The organism is Indolivaga alginatilytica (assembly GCF_003201355.1).
Taxonomy (GTDB): domain Bacteria; phylum Bacteroidota; class Bacteroidia; order Bacteroidales; family Dysgonomonadaceae; genus Dysgonomonas_A; species Dysgonomonas_A alginatilytica.
Map to the genome: position 1 here is coordinate 37,845 of NZ_QICL01000009.1, position 22,923 is coordinate 60,767.

Below are 22,923 nucleotides of genomic sequence, written 5' to 3' on the forward strand. Positions count from 1 at the left end.
TATGCTTAAATTAGTATGAACCAGAAATATAACAATCTATTGAATACGAACTCTAATAATTTACAAATGTAGGTGAAAGTTTATTTCTTAGGCTACAAAATTTTAAGACCTTAATCGTTTATTTTTGATTATTTTTGTCTTCTGAAAAGAGATTGGGCTCAATCCCTCTAATTATTACAGATACAAGAATGAGAGTAGACATTATAACCGTACTTCCACAAATGCTTGAAGGAGCTATGAATTGTTCCATCCTAAAAAGAGCACAAGACAAAGAACTTGTCGAAATTCAAATTCATAATCTTCGTGACTATTCGTTGGATAAACATCATAGGGTTGATGATTACCCTTTTGGTGGAGAAGCCGGAATGGTAATGCAAATTGAACCTATTGATAATATTATATCTCTTTTAAAAAGCCAAAGATCGTATGACGAAGTAATCTTCACATCGCCCGATGGTGAGCGATTCGATCAGAAGATGGCAAACAGAATGTCGTCTTTCGAAAATATAATTATCCTTTGTGGTCATTATAAAGGTATCGATTACAGAATCAGAGAACACCTCATAACTAAAGAAATCTCGATAGGCGATTATGTCCTGACGGGTGGAGAACTTGCAGCGGCTATTATTACAGATGCAATTGTCCGATTAATTCCCGGTGCCATTGGCGATGAACAGTCGGCACTTTCGGATTCTTTTCAAGATAACTTATTAGCTCCACCCGTGTATACACGTCCCGCAGAATATAAAGGCTGGAAAGTTCCAGATATATTATTGTCAGGTCATGAGGCTAAAATAGATGAGTGGAAGTTAAAGCAAGCTATAGCAAGAACTAAATTGCTTAGACCTGATTTATTAGAAGATAAATAACACAGTCCCTCTTAATCTCCCTTAAGAGGAGAAATAAGTAATACTAACTTTTAGTGCTATGTTTTATCAGCATAACTATCTCCGGTTGTTATGCCCGGCCAACGCAATAAAAAGGTCTGCGACCTTTACTCCATATCAGCAGGAGATGGTTGTGAAGTGAAGTGTTTAGAATGGATACCCCACTGCAATATGCCAGGCTGTATTTTCCCTGAATTTGAGAGGTTTTAATACAGACCATTTCGATTGATAGCCATCTACTACTTGATAGCCGCTATCATCCATTCTAAAGTTGGGTATATCAGCCGGATTATATAGTTTCCACCCGCAATCAAGACGAATGATTACAAACTCTAAGTCGAGTCTTATACCCATTCCCCATGCGTAAGCAATTTGTTTGTAGAAACTGTTTAATTTGAATTCTCCCTTCTCTTGGCGGTCACTGCTTCTAACTGTCCAGATATTTCCGGCATCAAGGAATGTTGCTAATTCCAGTTTCCAGAATACCTTGCTTCGGTATTCAATATTAGCGTCAAATCTGATATCCCCCGATTGGTCATTGAAATTGGCATCCTCTCTGTAGAATGCTCCGGGACCTAATTCGCGGGCAGCCCATCCTCTTACACTGTTGGCTCCTCCTGAGAAGAAACGTTTTTCGAAAGGTACTTGTGTGTTGTTTCCATACGCATAGGCTATACCGCCTCCTAATCGCCATGCCAGGGCATTTTTTTCATCAATACGTATTGATTTGCTGTAGTCTAAATTACCACGTACATATTGGGCGAAGAAGGTGTCGAATATCTTTCTTGATCCGGTCTCTGGGTCTTTCTTTATATTGGCTAATGCTGCGGCTAATGCCAGACCATTACCTGCTGTTTCTATAGAGGCTCTTAAAGAGTATGTCGACCTATTTGTATTTCTGCGGTTCGAAGCGATAATCCCCGGAACAATGCTGTTCGTTTTATAATAAGTATAGCCTGTTCCCACTATAAACTGGTCGGTAAAGCTATATAGCTTGGCATTGGGAGATAATGTGTTTTCGAACCGTGGGTCAAGATGAGGAATGTGTGCATAACTTATCTCAATAAGATCAAGTGTGTGGCGCACTGTATTGTTGCCTCTGTTTTCCCATATATACTTTACTCCTGTCGTAAAAACAGTTCTTGTAAAATAGTTGGGGCGGCGTTGAAAGGTATAGCTCGATACAACCTGAGTAGAAGCTCTTAATCTTCGCCTTAAATCCCGATCCAGAAAGGGAAATAAAAACCGAGGGAAAGTAAGTGACGTTTCACCTCCTATTTCGAAATAATTGTCTTTGAAACTGGAAAAATTAGGAGTAACAGCTTCGTATGATCCTAATACTTTGGTATTGAATACTTCCGAACCTTTAAAAGTATTTCGGTGTGTATAGCCTAAACTTGCACCCACTCCAAAAAAACCGGCAGAGTTTGTTCCTTCGATTTCGGCTGATATACCTTGTCTTTTATCGGGAACGGCTGTTATTATACATCTGAGTTTTGTAGAATCATTTTCTAAATACTCTTCATATTTTATATTGACATTCTTAAGGATGTGTAGTTGAGACAATGAGTTATAAGTCATTGAAACCTGATTCTCATTATATAATGCCTGAGGTTGAATATAGCAATTTTCCAAAATAACGAAAGGCTTTATATATTTACCCCGGGTTCCGTAATATATCTTGTATTTTCCTCTTGTTACAGTATCCGTAGCCTGATAATTACTGATATCTCCATCGGCAATAGGATCATAATCGACGAATATATCTATTTTACCCACGTAATATTGGCGATGTGCTACCTCTGCTGTTTCATTATTGCCTATACGTTGAGTAAAGGGATAGATAATAAGTTCTAAGTCTACTTTATTTTCTTTTTCTATTGTATCAGCTACAAAGCCGATATACTCCTTATTAAAAGCCATGTAACCATTTCTTTTTAAGATCGAAGTAATTCGGTTACGCTCTTCATCCAACAGTTCCAGATCGAATCGGTCTCCCTCCTTTAAAAGATTACCTCTGCTTAAATATCTGTTCAGACTCAGCCTGGTAGAATCGGCTGATGATTGTGCCCTTCTTCGGTTTAGCCGGAATGATTTGTTTATAACCTCAGCGGCAAATACAGTATCACTTATATTAATTGTATAGCTCTCGATATTAGAGGGTGCTCCGGATTTCACATCATATATAACTTTTGCTTTTTTATCTTTTTGAGTAATCTTGGGGGCAACTTCGGCTTTTAGATAACCTTTGTTATTCATTATTCGTTCAAGATTGACTACTGTCGGGGCTACTTGGGTGCTATCGTATAAAACAGGTGGTTCGCCTCCCTTTTTTAAAGCTCTGTTATACCATTTTGTAGAGTCTTTTCCCGATAGATTATACATAAATAGAGGAAACTTAAAGACTTCAAAAGTTTTAAAGTTTGCTTTTTGCTTCACGTATGGTTCCAGATCAAAATAAGAGATATCCTTTGCATCTACTTTTACAGTGGCTACGTCGAGAAGAAATTCGTTATCGGGAACATATTTGGTCGAGCTACAAGAATAACCCAATATTAATAAAGTACTTATTATGAAAATTATATTTTGAGGTCTGAATTTCATTCTTTGATATAGATAAGTAACATTAAATATTATTGCTACATTTTACAAGTATACTGTCTCTAGTTATTCGCTAGCCAAAGTAATAAAAAAGGTTTGTAACCTTAAAAGAGGATCAGTTGCTTAAAAAACGACAAATTTAGGATATAATTGTATCTTTTTTGTAGATTTGTCCAATAAAGAATTATTAAATAATGTTGGTTAACATAGTTGGATGAGTTTAAGTAAGAATAAAATAAAGTATGTACAATCCCTGAAAGATAAAAAGTTCCGTGAGGAGCATAATACTTTTGTTGTAGAGGGAGATAAAATGGTAGCAGAATTATTGCCTGCGATGAAATGCCAATTACTGATTGCTACACCTGATTTTATTCAAACGAATTTTATTCGACCAGACAATATAGAAGAAATTATAGAGGTTTCCAAATCAGAATTATCCAGAGCCAGTTTCCTCAAAAACCCTCAGCAAGCATTAGCTGTGTTTTATCAACCTCATTATGCATTGGATTCACACCAATTAAAAGATCAGTTAAGTTTAGCTTTGGATTGTATTCAGGACCCCGGAAATATGGGTACAATTATAAGATTGGCTGACTGGTATGGTATCGAAAATATAATATGTTCTTTAGATACTGTCGATGTTTATAATCCGAAGGTTGTACAGGCTACTATGGGCGCTTTAGCAAGGGTTAAAGTGCATTACATGGATTTGTATTCATATTTAAAGAATATAGAAGAGATACCTCTTTACGGTACTTTTCTGGATGGTCGTAATATGTATGAACAAGAATTAGCACAAACAGGTATTATTGTCATGGGAAATGAAGGCAATGGTATCAGTCCGCAAATAGAAACTCTTATAACAAATAAACTTTTCATCCCGAATTACCCTCAAGACAGGGAAACATCCGAATCTTTAAATGTCGCAATTGCTACTGCTATAATTTGCACTGAATTCAGACGCCGTTTACAAAAACAATAACGAGGTTTGAGGTGTTATAAATGAATAGAGTAACTGATTACACTCAGATTGGTTGAGGCTGAATTCTTTTCAGCCTTGATATAGGTTGTGTCCATTTTAATAAAATGTTATAAAACATCATGGATTTTGGAGTTTTTATTGAAAAAATTCTTAAATTTAGGATGTATTTATTTTAATAGTTTCACTTTACTAAACAAAACACTATTATATACTATGAGCTATCTGAATTTTAATAAAGATGAATTAGTTAATCTACAATATTCATTGCATCGCGAGATTTTGAGTACTAACAGAGCAGGGGCTTACATGAGTACAACTATTGTTGGTTGTAATACCCGTAAATATCATGGCCTGCTGGTTTGTCCCATTGAAAAATTTAATGGTGAAAGTTACGTGTTACTCTCGTCCTTGGACGAGACGGTCATACAGCACGACCAATCATTTAATCTGGGTATACATCAGTATCCGGGAGGTATATATAATCCTCGTGGGCATAAGTATATTATCGATTTTGAGTTCGAGCCGACACCAACTCTGGTGTATAGGGTAGGAGGAGTTGTGCTCAAAAAAGAATTTCTAATGGAGCATAATGCAGATCGTATACTTATTAAGTATACTCTGTTGGAGGCCCACTCTGATACAAAATTACGTTTAAGACCTTTTCTGGCTTTCAGAAGCAGGCATAAACTGAGCAAAGCCAACTTATTTGTTAATACAGATACGGACAAAATAGAAAACGGTATCGCTTCGAGGCTGTACACCGAATTTCCGACTTTGAACATGCAGTTAAGCAAGAAGAACGAATTCGTAGAAAATCCCGATTGGTATTACAACATAGAATATTCGGAAGAAAAAGAAAGAGGTTATGATTTTCAGGAGGACTTATTTACTCCCGGGTATCTGGAAATGCCTATTAAAAAAGGAGAAAGTATTGTTTTTTCCGCTTCATTAAAAGAAGAAAAAGTAAAGACACTGGCAGATGCCTTTGAAAAAGGAGTTGCATCACGTCCTCCAAAAGATAGTTTTTTGAATTGTTTGAAAAATTCGGCGACCCAATTTATTGTTCAGCAGGGTAAAGATACAGAAGTTATAGCCGGTTATCCTTGGTTTGGACGTTGGGGACGCGATACATTTATAGCCTTACCGGGACTTACTCTAGCTGCTAATTATGACTTAGAGAGTTGTAAAGGAGTACTGGATACCATGTCGGGTGAAGTGAATAATGGGCTTTTTCCCAATATCGGGAAGAGCGACCATGCAGCTTATAATTCTGTAGATGCTCCTATGTGGTATTTTTGGGCTATTCAAAAATATGCAGAGGCAACAAAGGATCAAAAAACTGTTTGGAAAGCATATGGTGAAAAAATGAAAGCCGTATTGTCTGCTTTCAGGTCTGGGGTCAACGAGCATATTCTTATGCATGAAAACGGGCTTATCTGGGCAGGACAAGAAGGCAAAGCTCTAACTTGGATGGATGCAGTGGTCGAAGAAGGACCCGTAACTCCTCGTAGAGGCTATGCTGTCGAAATAAATGCGTTATGGTACAATGCCATTCGGTTTACAATAGAATTGGCTGAAGCAAACGGAGATAAAGAATTTGTAAAAGATTGGAAAGACCTGGCTGATCGTATTGAAGAGAGTTATGTGTCAACATTCTGGAATGAAGATTTGGGTTATTTAGCTGATTATGTAGATGAGAAAGGACAAAATTTAGATATCCGTTCAAATCAGGTTATAGCAACCTCATTGCCATATAGTCCTGTTAGTGATGAAATTAAAAGCAATGTATTAAATGTAATCAAAAGAGAACTATTAACTTTTAAAGGTTTGAGAACGTTATCACCGGGACATGTTGATTATAAGGGTATATACAGCGGTGATCAGAGAACCCGAGATTTAGCTTACCATCAAGGTACGGTTTGGGTATGGCAATTAAGTCATTATATCGAAGCTAATTTTAAACTTTACGGAGATGCTTTCTATGGAGATGCTAAATGGATTGTAGAGCATTTTGAAGAGGATATGACCGATTATGGGATCTGTAGCATAGCTGAGGTATATGATGGTAATCCACCGCACCATCCGGGAGGAAGTATTTCTCAGGCATGGAGTGTAAGCGAGGTACTTCGTATTCTGCAAATGATGGAACAACACAAAAAACAAGACAAGAAAAAATAAAAACAACCTAAATGCTATGATATAGTATGAAAGTATTAATGTTTGGATGGGAGTTTCCTCCCCATATATCAGGAGGACTAGGAACTGCCTGTTACGGATTAACAAAAGGATTAGCACAACAAGGAGTTGAAGTCCTGTTTGTTATGCCTAAGGCTGAAGGTGATGAAGACTCCAGCATTGGGAAAATAATCAATGCCAGCGATGTTGAAATGCCCAGAACAACATCTTACGTGGATGATTTCTGGCAAAATGTGAGCTTTCTGCCTGTCAGTTCAGGGCTTATTCCGTATTTAGGTTTAGAAGAGTACGAACAATATGTAACAGAAACTGAAAATGGTGGAGGGCAACGGTCTTTTACTCACTTGGGGGGGAAGTTTCCGTTTTCGGGTAAGTATGGTGCTAATCTGATGGAAGAAGTTAGAAACTATGCTTATATCGCCTCTAAAATAGCCAGAGAAAATGATTTTGATGTAATTCATGCTCACGATTGGCTTACTTATCTGGCAGGTATTGTTGCCAAAAAGATCTCAGGAAAGCCATTAGTTGTACATGTACATGCTACAGAATTTGACAGAAGCGGTGAAAATGTAAACAGGGTTGTTTATGAACTGGAACGTATGGGTATGGAGCAGGCTGATGCAGTAATAGCTGTGAGTAATCTGACTCGTAATATCGTAATAAACCGTTATGGAATTGATAAGTCACGTGTATTTGCAGTACATAACGCAGTAGATTTCTCAGGACGTAAGGAAATAGAGGTAAAGAAAGCTGTTAAAGAGAAAGTAATCACTTTCTTAGGGCGTATTACTTACCAGAAAGGACCTGAATATTTTATCGAGGCAGCAAGTAAAGTTTTGAAACGCTATCCGAATGTCCGTTTTGTAATGGCAGGAAGTGGCGATATGATGAATAAAATGGTGCAACGAGTTGCTAAATTACGTATAGGCTCTAAGTTTTCGTTTACGGGTTTTCTTACAGGAGATGATGTAAATCAAATGTATGCTCAAAGCGATGTATATGTGATGCCATCAGTATCCGAACCCTTTGGCATATCTCCATTGGAAGCTATGCGCACGGGTGTTCCTGTCATTATATCGAATCAATCGGGAGTTGCAGAAGTATTGGAACATGCTATGAAAGTTAATTTCTGGGATATAGATGCCTTAGCAGATGCTATGTATGGTTTATTAGCTTATCCTACTTTGACTAATACACTTAAAGTAAGAGGAACGGATGAAGTTAACTCTTTAAGTTGGGATGATAGTGCAGTTAGAGTAAAAGAAGTGTACGAAAAAATGTTAGCAGACTCTAATTTAGGATAATATAGTTTAGTCCTTTGATTTAGTATAGCGTATTGAATCGTTATACTTGGATAAATGCAGTGATATTCTCATTGTTTTTTGAACAGATTTTAAAAACGCAAAATATAACAGACATACATAATTAGTCATGAAAAAAACTTTATGCTTTTATTTTCAGATTCACCTTCCCTTCCAATTGAGACGGTATCGCTTTTTTGATATAGGAAACTCACATCAGTATTATGATGAGTTTAATATGCGTAACTATTTGAGTAAGATAGTAGAGCAATGTTATCTGCCTATGAATAAAGTGTTATTAGACATTATTAAAGAACATGGCAGTAAATTTAAAGTAGCTTTCTCTATTACGGGAGAAACTATAGAGCAACTCGAAAAGTATGCCCCTCAGGTATTAGATAGTTTTAAAGAATTGGCAGCTACAGGTTCTGTTGAGTTCATATGCGAAACATATGCCCATTCACTTGCTTTTCTGAAAGATGAGAAAGAATTGGAACGTCAGTTGAAAAAACAAGCCGCAACGATTAAAAAATATTTTAATCAAGAGCCTGTAACAGCTCGTCTGACAGGGCTTATGTATTCTGATCAGATTGGAGAAAGAGTTGCTAAGTTAGGCTTTAAAGCTATTGTAACGGAAGGTGCAAAACATGTGTTAGGATGGAAGAGTCCTAATTATGTGTATAGCAATGTTAATAATCCCGATTTAAATGTATTACTCCGTAATTTCCATTTGAGTGATGATATTGCTTATCGTTTTTCGGATAGAAGTTGGAGTGAATGGCCGGTTACCAGCGAAAAATTTGCAAACTGGCTGGATGAAGTCAACGAAACGGATGAGGTTGTAAATTTGTTTATGGATTATATAACCTTCGGAAATCGTCATCCACGGGCTACCGGAATATTCGAATTTATGCGTTATTTGCCTAAAGAGGTGTTTAGCCATGATAAATTTGAATTTTTAACCCCTTCAGAGGTCATTAAGAAACATAAGCCCGTAGGTCCTGTACATGTGCCTTATCCTATTTCTTGGTCGGAAGAAGAACGCGATTTAAGTATCTGGCTTGGAAATGACCTGCAAAATGATGCTTTTACATCTCTTTGTGATCTGGGTGAAAAAGTTAGATTTCTTGATGATGCAGTGTTAACTCAGGATTGGGAGCGTTTACAAGATAGCGACCATTACTATTATATGTGTACCAAATGGATGTCTGATGCAGCCTCTCGTCGATTCAAGAGTGTGTATTCCAGCCCTTATGATGCATATATCAATTATATGAATGTATTAAGTGATTTGATATCCCGTGTTAATGATGCTGTGGCAGAAAAGGTGGGTTTATTGATGAAAGATAGTCATTATGCAAATGAAATATCTAAATTTGTTACATCAAAGGAGACAGAATATTCATCATTACAAATAAAAAAAGTTGTCGAATTATTATCGACTAAAGCAGGCAAACCTGTTTCAAAGTCAAAATAATTAACAGTGAATTTTAAAGGTGATATTAAGTTTATTATTTTATTTGTAGATAACTACTATAAAGTAGTTAAGAGACCTTAATTTAGAATTTATATTAGTGTATTAATAATAATTTTATGCAAAACGAAAAATTACTAACGCCGGATTATTTATTTGAAGTTAGCTGGGAGGTATGTAACAAAGTTGGCGGTATACATACCGTTATTGCGACTAAAGTTCCTACTTTGGAGAAGGTATTAAGAAAACCCCACATTCTGATTGGTCCGGATGTTGTAAAAGAAAATGACTCAAATCCAGAATTTATAGAAGATTCTCTCTTGCTGAAATCATGGAAAGCCAGAGCCGCAAATGATGGATTACGTATTCGTGTAGGTCGATGGAATATTGCAGAAAGACCTATTGCAATATTGGTAGACTTCACTCCGTTTTTTTCTCAAAAAGATGATATTTTGTCATTTATGTGGGAGAAATACAAATTAGATTCTCTTTCGGGACAATGGGATTATATCGAACCTGCATTATTTGGTTATGCAGCCGGTAAAGTGATCGAGAGTTATGTAAAATACCATTGCTCGCCAAGTGATAAGATTATAGCACAATTCCATGAGTGGATGACGGGTACAGGATTATTATATCTTAAATCGGCAGTTCCTCAGATCGGATGTGCATTTACTACTCATGCAACGGCACTGGGAAGATGTATCGCAGGTAATAATTTACCTCTTTACGATAGTTTGAAAACTTATAATCCTGATAATATTGCACATAATTTTAATGTGACAGCTAAGCAATCACTTGAAAAAATTGCTGCCCAACAAGCTGATGCTTTTACAACAGTGAGCGATATTACTGCCAAAGAATGTGAGCAATTTCTCGGAAGACCTGTGGATTTGGTAACACCTAACGGATTTCAGGATTTCATAACAAATGAAGCAGAATTTGCTCAAAAGCAAAAAGACGGACGTAAAAGATTAATGACGGCTGCCGAGGCGATATTGGCTGAACCAATTGACAGTAATGCCTTATTAATCGGTATCAGTGGACGTTATGAGTATAAAAACAAAGGAATAGATGTATTTATCGAAGCTTTGGGCAAATTGAATAAGAGTGATGCTCTAAACAGAGAGATTGTAGGCTTTATACTAGTGCCTGCAGGACATCATGGACCATCTAAGGCTCTTCTGCACAATTTACAAAGTAAGGAAGCGATATCTCCTCTGGCAAACCCATATTTAACTCATGATTTAAATGATGAGAATTACGATCCTGTACTGAATGCTGTAAGAAAAAATGAACTTTACAATACAAAAAATGATAAGGTGAAAATATTCTTCGTTCCTTCTTATTTGAATGGTAATGACGGAGTATTTGATGTTCCATATTATGATTTGTTGGCAGGACTCGATCTGTCTTTATTCCCTTCTTATTACGAACCATGGGGTTATACACCTTTGGAGAGTGTTGCATTTAAAGTTCCTACTATTACTACAACATTAGCCGGATTCGGGTTATGGGTAAAAACTCATCGTGAAGGTGAACGTCCGGGCATTGCAGTTATAAATCGTACGGATACTAATGATGAAGAAGTAATCGATCGTATTGTTGCTCATGTAATCCGTCATGCTAAAAATAGTAATGCAGAATATTTAGAAGCAAAACAAAATGCATATGAGATTTCGAAAATAGCCCTTTGGGATAATCTGATAACTTATTATATGCAAGCGTATAGTACTGCTCTTGAAAAAGTTGCAGAACGCTATACCGAAAGTGATTTTATTATTGAAGAACCACAAAATAATTATATTCCACAAATGTCTCAACATACAACACCTAACTGGTTTAACGTCATTGTACACCGTAACGTACCCGAAAAACTTCATGCTCTCGAAGAACTTGCTAATAACCTTTGGTGGTGTTGGAATCAGGATGCGAAAGATCTTTTTGAATCATTAGATCCTGTTGCATGGAAAAAAGTATATTATAATCCTATTGTATTGCTTGATAATATTAGTTTGCAACGTTATCATGAATTAGAAAATGATGAAAAATTTGTAGCAAATTTAGCTGCTGTATACAATCACTTTCAAACATACATGAATAATAAGAGTGATTTGAGCGAAGCTTCTGTTGCTTATTTCTGTATGGAATATGGTTTGCATACTTCACTTAAGATCTATTCGGGAGGGCTTGGTATTCTTGCCGGAGACTACTTGAAAGAAGCTAGTGATAAAGGAGTACGCATGACAGGTATCGGGCTTTTGTATCGCTATGGTTATTTTACACAACGTTTATCAACATCAGGAGAGCAAGAAAATATCTATGAAGCTCAATTGTTTGATAAAATACCTGTATCAGCAGTACGTGATGAAGATGGCAATTGGGTGACTGTGAAAATAGCATTACCCGGACGTGACTTACATGCACGTGTCTGGAAAGTAAATGTGGGACGTGTTGAGCTGTTCTTGATGGATACTGATATTGAAGACAACTTACCGGAAGATCGTTCGGTTACACATCATCTTTATGGTGGCGACTGGGAAAACAGACTAAAACAAGAACTTCTGTTAGGTGTTGGAGGTATTAGAGTACTCCAAAAAATAGGACGTCATTTTGATGTATATCATTGTAATGAAGGACATGCTGCATTTACAGGATTAGAGCGTGTACACCAATTGATGGTTAATAGAAAACTGTCTTTTGAAGAAGCCAGAGAGGCTATCCGTTCATCTTCATTATTTACAACTCATACACCTGTACCTGCGGGTCACGATGCTTTTGATGAAGGATTGTTGCGTAAATATATATCACATTACCCTGATCGTTTCCAGATAACCTGGGAACAAGTAATGGCATTGGGTCGTGTACATGCAGATAATCCATACGAAAAGTTCTCGATGAGTAATCTTGCAGTACATCTTTCTCAGGAAGTGAATGGTGTAAGCTGGTTACACGGAAAAGTTTCTCAGGAAATGTTTAAAGATATGTTCCCGGGTTATTTAGCTCAGGAATCATATATCAGTTATGTAACTAATGGTGTGCATTATCCTACTTGGGCTGCTCCGGAGTGGAAAACTTTACATGAGCGTGTCTTTGGTGCAGACTTTGCAACGCATCATTATGATAAATCTTGTTTTTCTAATATTCAAGACGTTGAAGATAAAGAGATCTGGGATATTCGTCGCAAATTGCGTGGAGCAATGATTGAGCATATCAAAGAACGCATCAATAGTAATAATGAGTTATTATATTATACACCTCGTGAAATTGTAGAAATTGTAGAAAGACTTGATCCGAATAAATTAACCTTTGGTTTCGCCAGACGTTTTGCCACTTATAAACGTGCTCAACTCTTGTTCAAGAATATTGACACATTAAACGAGATAGTAAATCATCCGACAAAACCGGTTCAGTTTATCTTTGCAGGAAAAGCTCACCCCGCTGATAAAGCAGGTCAGGACTTAATTAAAAAGATCGTTGAAGTATCTAAATATCCTCAATTCTTAGGTAAAATCTTATTTATCGAGAATTACGATATGGAGCTGGCTTCGAAATTGGTTCAAGGTGTTGATATCTGGTTGAATACTCCTACAAGACCAATGGAAGCATCAGGTACTAGTGGTGAAAAAGCTGTGATGAATGGTGTTATGCACTTCAGTGTACTTGATGGATGGTGGGTTGAAGGTTATCAAAAAGATGCAGGATGGGCATTGCCTCTTGAGCAGGTTTATGAAAATAACGACTACCAAAATGAGTTGGATGCCGAGATAATTTACAATACTATTGAAAATGAAATAGCTCCATTGTATTATCAACAAAATGCGGAAGGTATTCCTACTGAATGGGTGCAGCATGTAAAGAACTCTATTGATAAGGTTGCTTCAAACTTTACCATGAACCGTCAGTTGACAGATTATGAGGATCGTTTCTATAATAAGTTGAGTAAACGTGCAAGGGTGATCAGGGAGAATGACTATGCAATGGCGAAAGACATCGTTACTTGGAAACACAAAATGTCGAGAGAGTGGGATGGTGTTGAGATTATCTCAACAAAAATGCCAAGTGTCTATAAAGAACCAATTGTACTGGGACATGAGTACGAAATGGAAATACGACTTACTTGCGGCTCACTTTCTGCTGAAGATATAGGTGTTGAGCTAGTTATTACTAATGATCAAACCAGTAAAGGCGAAGAATTCTTGATTAAACATGCATTTACTTGTGTATCGCAGGATAGTAGTGTTGCTACGTATCGCTTGAAGCATACCAGTGAACAAGCCGGAACATTTAATATGGGACTTCGTATTTTTGCTAAAAACGATTTGTTGGCACATCAACAAGATTCGGGTCTGGTGAAATGGATGTAAAAATTTTATAGAAGTGAGTTTCGACTTCACCCCTATAATAAAATAATAATTATATGGCTATTTTGTAATCCAATTTAGCCATATAATGTTTAAGGTCGCAGACCTATTGTTATTGATAACTTTACTTAAACTAATACCTGACATTATAAATGAAAGCTTCAATATATGGTGATAGTGGACTCGAAAAATATCGATCTACTATTTTGCGCAGACATGAAAAATATCAGTTAAAAGTGGCTGAACTGACAAGCGGTTCGGATAATTTAAGTGACGCTGCTAATGGATATCTGTTTTATGGATTGCATGCATATCCAGATAAATGGGTATTGCGTGAATGGGCTCCTAATGCTACGGCTGTTTATTTGATGGGAGATTTTAATCATTGGCAAATAGACCTTAAGTACGCTTTCTATCCGATACCCGGAGGTAATTGGGAATTAGAATTACCTTTGGAAACCCTGCAGCATGGCATGTTATTTAAACTATGGGTAAAATGGGAAGATGGGGCAGGAGAGCGTATCCCTGCTTATATTCGAAGAGTTGTACAGGATGATGTCAGCAAAATATTCTCGGCTCAGGTGTGGCAGCCCGAACCTTATGTTTGGAAGTATGATCAGCCTAAGGAAGAAATAGCTCCTATCATTTATGAAGCGCATATAGGGATGTCGGGAGAGGAAGAAAATGTAGCTACATACAATCATTTTAGGGAGAAGGTACTACCTTATATCGCTGATATGGGTTATAATACCATACAACTGATGGCTATACAAGAGCATCCTTATTATGGTTCGTTTGGTTATCAGGTTTCTAATTTTTTTGCTCCAAGTTCACGTTTTGGTACTCCCGAAGAATTGAAAGAATTGATCGATACTGCTCATAAGCTAAATATCAGGGTTGTTCTGGATATAGTACATTCACATTCGGTAATTAATGAAGCTGATGGGTTAAGCCGTTTTGATGGAACTTTTGATCTTTATTTTCATTCTGGAGAACGTGGAACACATTCTGTATGGAATTCCCGTTGTTTTGATTATGGAAAGAGTGAAGTATTGGCTTTTCTTTTATCGAACTGTAAATATTGGTTGGAAGAATTCAAATTTGACGGATTCAGATTCGATGGTGTAACCAGTATGATGTATTACGATCATGGCATTGGACGTGATTTTACTAACTATTCCATGTATTATGATGGTAATCAGGATGACGATGCAATTGTTTATCTGACTTTGGCTAATAAGTTGATACATGAAGTGAACTCTCAGGCATTTACAATTGCCGAAGATGTCAGCGGAATGCCCGGATTGGCTTCGTCTATTAAAGATTTAGGTATAGGCTTCGATTATCGTATGGCGATGGGGATTGCTGATTTCTGGGTTAAAATACTCAAAGATAAAACAGACGAGGAATGGCATGTAGGAGATATGTTTTATGAGTTGACTAATAAAAGGAAAGAAGAAAAGACAATCAGTTATGTAGAAAGTCACGATCAAGCAATGGTAGGAGATAAAACACTTATCTTCAATTTGCTTGATAGCTTGATGTATACGGATATGAATGTTTTTGGACGCAATCCGAAAGTAGATAGAGGTTTAGCTCTTCATAAAATAATCAGATTGGCTACACTAGCCACTGCAGGAAATGGCTATCTTACTTTTATGGGTAATGAGTTTGGACATCCCGAATGGATTGATTTTCCGAGAGAAGGTAATGATTGGTCTTATAAATATGCCCGCCGTCAATGGTCTTTGCTTACTGATACCAATCTGAGATATCGATTTTTAGCAGAGTTTGAGAAAGAGATGCTAGGCTTGATAAATAAGCAGGATATATTTTCGTTCAGACCTTTTGCTATTATACAAAGTACCCCCGATCAGGTATTGATATTTAAGCGTAATAACTTGGTGTTTATCTTTAATTTCAACCCGGTTAAATCATTTACTGATTATGGTTTTGAAGTGGATAAGGGTCAATATAAAATTGTTCTAAACTCTGATGATTCCGAATTTGATGGTTTCGACAGGGTAGACGATAATTACGATTATTCAACTCTCAGTATTAAAGGAAAAGATGTGTTGAGGGTGTATATTCCCGCACGCACTGCCTTTGTTTTGGAAAAGAAGTAAGTTGCATTAGAACATAAATAAAAATAAGGTTGCTCAATTAGCGCAACCTTATTTTATTATACGAATTAAGATTATAGTATTTATTTTATTTTTACAGCTACCGAGCTTTTCACATCAGCAGAAGATGCCGCGCAATGCAATGTAAATTGATCTGATTCCACAGTCCAATTATGAGCTTTATCATCAAAAAAGGCTAAATCTTTAACTGGAACGATTAAGTCAACAGTTTTAGTCTCACCCGCTTTTAAGAATACTTTCTTGAATGCTTTAAGTTCTTTTTCTGGACGTTCTAAAGATGGTTTCGATTGAGAGGCATATACTTGTACTGACTCAGCACCATCTATTTTACCTTTATTGGTTACAGTAATAGAAACTTTGATCGTTTCGTCCTTTCCATATTCTTTTTTGTCAGTATTGGCTTTTCCGTATTCAAATGTTGTATATGAAAGACCATAACCAAATGGGAATAAAGCTGGAATCTTTTTTGTATCGTGCCAGCGGTAACCTACCAGAATATCTTCTTTATAGATTTGTTTGATGCTGTCTCCGGGATATGATATCGTACCGAACGAGATAGCTCCATTATCTTCTAATTTGCGAGGTACACTATAAGGTAACTTACCCGATGGGTTAATATCGCCTGCTATAACATTTGCTGTAGCACTACCTGCTTCCGAACCCAAATACCAAGATTGCATAAGGGCAGGGATTTTATCAAGCCAAGGCATCGAAACAGCATTACCACTGACAAGTATTACACCTAAGTTTTTATTCACTTTTAGTAGGTCATCAATCAATTCGTTTTGTCCGAAAGGCAAATCATATGTAATACGATCTGCTCCTTCGCAGTCTTGTTGGAAATTTTTATTCAATCCTCCAAAGAAAAGAACTACATCTGCATCTTTAGCCAAGGCTAGAGCTTCTTTTTTTAACGAATCAGCATTGTAAGGCGATGGTACAAAACTGTCATACACAGTAGGACCTGAACCATATCCCATTGTATAGGATACATTGTTTTCGCCATACTTAGCTTTAAGACCTTCTAATGGAGAAATTTCTTGCTTTACTTTAAGTTCCGATGAACCTCCGCCAACGGTTAACGATCGAGTTGCATTTTCTCCTATAATTATAATTTTTTTGTATTTGTCTTTTGCTATAGGAAAGAAGTTTTTCTCATTCTTCATCAATACAATACCTTGTTCTGCTACACGACGAGCTACATCTGCATGTTCAGGAGTTGCAAAGCTGCCATAAGGACGGTTACGGTTCATATTGGTTCTGAAGTTTAGACGAAGAACTCTTTTCACTTTATCATCCAATGTCGATTCGGAAACTTCGCCTCTTTTTATCATATCTAGATAGGGTTGAGCCATAAAATAGTTGTCATAGGCGAAACTCTCGCCCCATGTCAATCCATTTGTCCAGCTGCCCATTTCTATATCCAAACCATTTAAAGCAGCTTCTTTGGTATCGTGAGCACTGCCCCAATCTGTTACCAGAATACCATCAAAACCCCATTCTCCTTTTAGAATCTTATTTACCAGTATTTCGTGATGGCTACAATATTGTCCTCTGAATTTATTGTATGATCCCATAACAGCCCACACATTTCCTTCTTCAACTCCGGCTTTAAATGCTGGCAAATAGATTTCATAGAGTGCTCTGTCGCTTACTTCTACGTCTATATGTCCACGCCATAATTCTTGATTATTAAGAGCAAAGTGCTTCATACAGGCAGCAACTCCATTTTGTTGAACTCCTTTGATGAAAGGAACTACCATTTTAGATGCCAAATAAGGGTCTTCTCCTAAGTATTCGAAGTTACGACCATTCATTGGAGTACGATAAATATTTACTCCGGGACCTAGAATAATGTCTTTTTTTCTGAAACGTGCCTCTTCTCCTAATGCATTTCCATATTCGAGAGATAGTTCAGGATCAAAAGTTGCTGCGAGGCAAGTTAAAGCAGGAAATGCGGTACAAGAATCGTTTGTCCATCCTGCGTGTCCCCATGTGTCCCAATCTATTTCCATACGGACTCCGTGAGGACCATCACTCATCCAAATCTCGGGGATGCCTAAACGAGGACATCCGGGTGTGCTGAATTTAGATTGTGCATGTATCATGGCAATCTTTTCTTCGAGTGTCATTTTTGACAAAGCATCGTTTATTCTTACCTCTATAGGTTTACTTTCGTCCAAATAAACAGGCACCGATTTAGTTTGTGCTTGAGTTTGGGAAGTAAACAAAGCAAGTATACTACAGAAAAATAGTTTTTTCATATCCTCTTCTTTGATTTTGTATTTAAGTAATTTGATTATCGATCAATGTATTTCTATTATTCTAACTTGTGCTTATTAAAGCATAAAGAGGTCTGAAACCTTATCTGAATTGTATTGTTATTTTTTCAGCCTTCTTTAATTGAAAATTTAACTTACCCTCATTAAGTGTATAATCTTTTACACCCTTAATTGAAGGTTGTCCTTGGGGTAATTTAAGTATAAAATTGTTTGGAACATCAGATTTAATTTCAATAAAATCAATAACTCCATTTTTCCAAGAAAAGTCTACTTCAGCTCCACCTCTTATTTTTACGCCTTTTACCAATCCATCTTTCCATTCTGTCGGTATTGCAGGTAATAGTTCAATATAGCCAGCGTGGCTTTGTATTAGCATTTCTATAATTCCGGCAGAACCTCCAAAGTTACCGTCTATTTGCATTGGAGGATGAGCGCTGAATAGGTTAGGGTAGGTACCTCTTCCTTCTCCGGCAGGTTTAAGCAGATCACCAATCAATTTATAAGCTCTGTTTCCATCTTTAAGTCTAGCCCAGAAGTTTATTTTCCAAGCCATAGACCATCCTGTTGACTCATCACCTCGTCGGTCTAATGTTACTTTTGCAGCTTCCATTAACTGAGGAGAGGTCGCTTCATTTAATTCGTATCCGGGATATAGTCCGTATAATTGGGATACGTGACGATGGTGTATTTCCACCTCTTCGTAGTCTTGTAACCATTCCATCACTTGTCCATATTTACCAATAGAAGTAGGTGCAAGTCTTTCCTTTTTAGTCTCTATTGTTTGAATCCAATCCTGATCAATATTCAATAATTTAGCAGCCTCCGAGACATTGGTAAATAGTTCTCTTATTATTTGATTGTCCATTGTAGAACCTGCACTGATGCTAACAGCTTCCCCCGTTGGTGCAAAGTAGCTGTTTTCGGGTGAAGTGGTAGGGGCTGTAACCAGATAACCGTTGTTAGGGTCTTCAATCAACATATCTTCAAAAAATAGAGCTGCACCTTTCATTGTAGGATAAGCCAATCTCAAATAATCTAAATCTTGTGTATATAAGTAATGCTCCCATAAGTGTTGGCATAACCAAGCTCCTGCTGTGTTAGTAGCTCCCCAAGAAGGATCTTCGGAGGGAGAAGTAAAATCCCAAACATTACCTAAAATATGAGTAACCCATCCTCTGCTGTTGTAATAGATACGAGCAGTTTTCTCTCCGGGTTCAACTAGGCCTTTTGTGTATTCGATCATAGGTAAATGCAGTTCAGATAAATTACCAACTTCTGCACCCCATAAATTCATTTGTAGATTGATATTCAAATGGTAATCGCCATTCCAAGGTGTTAGAATCTGAGGAGCCCATAATCCTTGTAAATTTGGCGGTAAGCCACCTACACGTGTAGATGATATAAGCAAGTAGCGTCCATATTGCATATACAGGGCTACCAAATCGAAATCGCTTTTATCGGAAGCAAATGCTTCTAATCTTTTATTGATTGGCAGATCAGAGTTTTTATTTTTATTCAGAGTTAGATCAACACGATTAAATAAATGCTGGTACTTTGATATGTGATTTTTCTTTAGTGTAGAATAATTAGTATCGGTACTTTTTATTAATTGGGTAGCTATAGCCTTTTCGTCTTTGCCCTTGTAACTCGTAGCCAGAGATACAAGCAAGATGACTTCGTCTGCATTTTGTATCTGAATATCTTTATTTCCGGTAACTAAAGTTCCTCCTTTGTGTATGACTTTCACCTGTCCGAAGTATTTCATTCCATCATTCTTTACATTATCTTTCATCTGTCCATAAATAGATAAGGTATTGTCTTCGGCTGAAACTTCGTAATTTTCATCTCTTTGAAGTGATATTGTAAGGTTCAGAGCTTTTGCTTGACTTGCAGTGTATCTGATAACTCCAATATCATCAGAAAATGATGTGAAATATTCTCTATTATAAGTTATTTTTCCTTTAGTGTATGAAGTGGTAGATAAAGCATTATTCATATCCAATGTCCTCTTGTAATTGGATATAGGTGCAGACTGATTCGGATATAGAAAATCTACTTGCAGATTTCCAAAGTTCTGAAAATTACCATATGCCGATGTATCGGCACTACCCTTACCTAAGCAGGTGAAGGTCTTATACATGAGGTTTTGTGCTTCTTTGTTCTTGTTCTCAAAAAGAAGTCTGCGTATTTCTCCTAAATATTTATAAGCTTCGGGATTGTCTGCATCTTGTTTATTGCCTGACCAGAGCGATATTTCATTTAATACAACTCGTTCTTTATCGACATCGCCCCATGGCATCATTCCTATACGTCCGTTGCCGAGGGGTATAGATTCTTCCCAGATTGAAGCGGGACTGTCAAAATAGTATTGCCACGAATTTTGTGCGGACATTGATAGTGTGCACAGGCATAGTATTATGCAAGATGAGATTTTTGAGATCATTCTGTAATAGTTATTTGTTGGGTTAATTGAATATTTTCAGAGGAACTGCCAATCATAAGATTGACCTTTCCAGCTTCTATTTCATATGAATGTGTATCCATATCCCAATAAGCTAAATCAGATGCTTTTATATTGAATTTTATTGTTTCAGTTTTACCGGATTCGATCATAATTCGTTCAAATCCTTTAAGCTGTTTGATTGGTCTGCTTATTTTGGAATTAGGAAAAGAGAAATAGAGTTGCACAACTTCTTCTCCGTTTAATTTACCTGCGTTTTTTACATCTACTGATACAGAGATATTCTCAGCCTTTTTTAATCTGGAGGAAGATGTACTCATCTTTGAGTATGAGAAATTAGTATAACTCAATCCATAGCCAAATGGATAGAGCGGTTTCTCTTTTGTATACATATAAGTACGTCCATTGCGGATATCGTAATCCATCATTGGAGGAAGATCTGCTATTGACTTAACCCATGTTTGATTGGTACGTCCTGCGGGATTAAAATCACCAAACAGAACATCGGCTACTCCATTGCCAAGCTCTTGACTATTATTGGTTACATGTAATATGGCAGGTATATTTTCTTGCGACCAGTTGATCGTAAACGGAAAACTGCTGACTAATAACATAATAGTATTAGGGTTAACTTTGTTGATTATCTTTACCAGGTCTTCTTGTTCTAAAGATAATGATTTTCGGTCAACCGCCTCTCTTCCATCACTTGGTACGGGAGAATATTTCCATTTTGGGTCGGTTCCATATACATGATTTCCTACACAAACAATAGCAATATCAGCTTTTTGTGCAGCAATAGAGGCTTTATCTATTTCGTTGGATGCTTCGTAATATACTTCGATATTATTGCCAACCGCATTTTTGATTCCTTGCAGAATACTTACTGTATAGGGTGGGGTGCCACTATACCAATCGAGAAGTATTTCATCAGCACGAGGCCCTATTACTGCTATGGATTTAATTTTATTTTTATCGAGAGGTAGTAATTTCTTTTCGTTCTTAAGCAATACTACCGATTTGGCAGTTACAAGGCGTACAAAATCTTGTACTTCTTTATCTAGCCAAGGCGAAACAGTGTCTGTTACTCCGATATTGGAATAGGGTAGATGTGTTTGATCACCATCTAATAATCCTAGTCGTAAAGCGACAAAGAAGTTTCCTCTTATAGCCTCGTCTATATCTTTTTCAAATAGAATGTTTTGCTTTATAGCCTCATACACATATGGCTTATAATTATCCAAGAATTGTCCGACTCCAGCTTTTACTATTGCTGCTGCTCCTTCAACATGAGAAGGATAAGCCTTGTGTGCGGTAATAAGTAAATCCAATGCTCCTCCATCGGTGCATATTATACCATTGTTACCCCATTGTTGGCATGTAACTTCTTTTAGTACAGGATGTACGGTCATAGCTGTGCCGTTCCATCCATTATAGGAAGCCATAAATGCACGGGAGCCTCCTTCTTCTATTCCTTTTTGGAAAGGGTAAGCGTAGTATTCATGGAATAATCGTTCATCGAAATTCGAAGATGTAGAATCTCTCCCATCTTCGTTGCTGTTGGCTAAGAAGTGCTTCATTAGTGATGCAGATTTCCAATATTTCGGATTATCTCCTTGTAAGCCTTTTATGAACGCTACACTTAATTGAGAGACTAGAAACGGATCTTCACCAAAACTTTCTTCAGTGCGTCCCCATCGTGGATCACGAGCTAAATCTGCATTGGGTGCACGCATAACTAAACCTCCCTTTTTATACTTTTCGTTTTGAGTATAAAATCGTATTTCGTTTGCTTCTATTTCGGCTACTCTTTTTATTAATTGAGTGTCCCATGTTTCGCCCAAACCATATGCCTGAGGAAAGGTGGTAGTATAAAATACAGCAGGTACTTGCTGATAATTGATCGTTTGGAAACCTCCCCAATTGCCAGGGCCACCAAGAGCCATTCCGTGTAAGCCTTCGGAGTGCCCCGTATTGCGTATTCCTAGACGCGGTACTCCTAAGTTTGTAGATAGCGCATTGATCTTTTCATCGATTGTCATTAACGACAATAAATTAGATATTCTCTCTTCATCCGAAAGAGCAGTATCTTGAAAAGGGTGTATATGTTGGGAAAATGATGCAATATTCAGGCCGAATATGCACATTGCGAGCATAACAATTTTTCTCATGGTTATAGGTTACTTAAGTAATAGTTAGAATTTAATGTCAAACTTTACAGTTCTAACTTGCGA

General features: G+C 37.1%; 11 protein-coding genes. 7 read left to right on the forward strand and 4 right to left on the reverse strand.

Annotated elements, in window-relative coordinates; translation table 11 throughout:
• Positions 1 to 188 precede the first annotated feature (188 nt).
• Positions 189 to 869, forward strand: coding sequence for a tRNA (guanosine(37)-N1)-methyltransferase TrmD (gene trmD / locus CLV62_RS08855; protein ID WP_110310425.1), 681 nt, complete (start codon positions 189 to 191; stop codon positions 867 to 869).
• 165 nt (positions 870 to 1,034) lie between these two features.
• Here the strand turns inward: trmD and tamL are convergent, their stop codons facing one another.
• The gene (gene tamL, locus CLV62_RS08860; RefSeq protein WP_110310426.1) at positions 1,035 to 3,491 is read right to left on the reverse strand and encodes a translocation and assembly module lipoprotein TamL; all 2,457 of its coding nucleotides are present in this window, start codon (positions 3,489 to 3,491) and stop codon (positions 1,035 to 1,037) included.
• 211 nt (positions 3,492 to 3,702) lie between these two features.
• Between tamL and CLV62_RS08865 the strand changes: the two genes are divergently transcribed.
• The 6 genes from CLV62_RS08865 (at position 3,703) to CLV62_RS08890 (ending at position 15,931) form a co-directional block, all read left to right on the forward strand.
• Positions 3,703 to 4,470, forward strand: a complete 768-nt coding sequence (locus tag CLV62_RS08865; protein ID WP_110310427.1) for an RNA methyltransferase — start codon at positions 3,703 to 3,705, stop codon at positions 4,468 to 4,470.
• A gap of 213 nt (positions 4,471 to 4,683) precedes the next feature.
• A complete protein-coding gene (locus CLV62_RS08870) occupies positions 4,684 to 6,648 on the forward strand; it encodes an amylo-alpha-1,6-glucosidase (protein WP_110310428.1) in 1,965 nt (654 codons plus the stop codon).
• Positions 6,649 to 6,674: 26 nt separating this feature from the next.
• Positions 6,675 to 7,970: a glycosyltransferase family 4 protein gene (locus CLV62_RS08875; protein ID WP_110310429.1), complete on the forward strand. Its 1,296-nt coding sequence runs from the start codon at positions 6,675 to 6,677 to the stop codon at positions 7,968 to 7,970.
• A 127-nt stretch (positions 7,971 to 8,097) separates the two neighbouring features.
• A complete protein-coding gene (locus tag CLV62_RS08880; protein ID WP_110310430.1) occupies positions 8,098 to 9,444 on the forward strand; it encodes a glycoside hydrolase family 57 protein in 1,347 nt (448 codons plus the stop codon).
• Positions 9,445 to 9,560: 116 nt separating this feature from the next.
• A complete protein-coding gene (glgP, locus tag CLV62_RS08885; protein WP_110310431.1) occupies positions 9,561 to 13,808 on the forward strand; it encodes an alpha-glucan family phosphorylase in 4,248 nt (1,415 codons plus the stop codon).
• 149 nt (positions 13,809 to 13,957) lie between these two features.
• On the forward strand, positions 13,958 to 15,931 hold the full coding sequence (locus CLV62_RS08890) for an alpha-amylase family glycosyl hydrolase (protein ID WP_110310432.1): 1,974 nt from the start codon (positions 13,958 to 13,960) through the stop codon (positions 15,929 to 15,931).
• Between the two features lie 80 nt (positions 15,932 to 16,011).
• On the opposite strand, the gene CLV62_RS08895 is transcribed toward CLV62_RS08890, so the two are convergent.
• From CLV62_RS08895 to CLV62_RS08905, 3 genes are all read right to left on the reverse strand, one after another.
• Entirely contained in the window at positions 16,012 to 18,213 is a 2,202-nt protein-coding gene (locus CLV62_RS08895) for a glycoside hydrolase family 3 C-terminal domain-containing protein (RefSeq protein ID WP_110310433.1), read from the reverse strand.
• 100 nt (positions 18,214 to 18,313) lie between these two features.
• Positions 18,314 to 20,623, reverse strand: a complete 2,310-nt coding sequence (locus tag CLV62_RS08900) for a glycoside hydrolase family 95 protein (RefSeq protein ID WP_245904058.1) — start codon at positions 20,621 to 20,623, stop codon at positions 18,314 to 18,316.
• Between the two features lie 47 nt (positions 20,624 to 20,670).
• Positions 20,671 to 22,860: a glycoside hydrolase family 3 C-terminal domain-containing protein gene (locus CLV62_RS08905; protein ID WP_110310435.1), complete on the reverse strand. Its 2,190-nt coding sequence runs from the start codon at positions 22,858 to 22,860 to the stop codon at positions 20,671 to 20,673.
• Between the last annotated feature and the right edge of the window lie 63 nt (positions 22,861 to 22,923).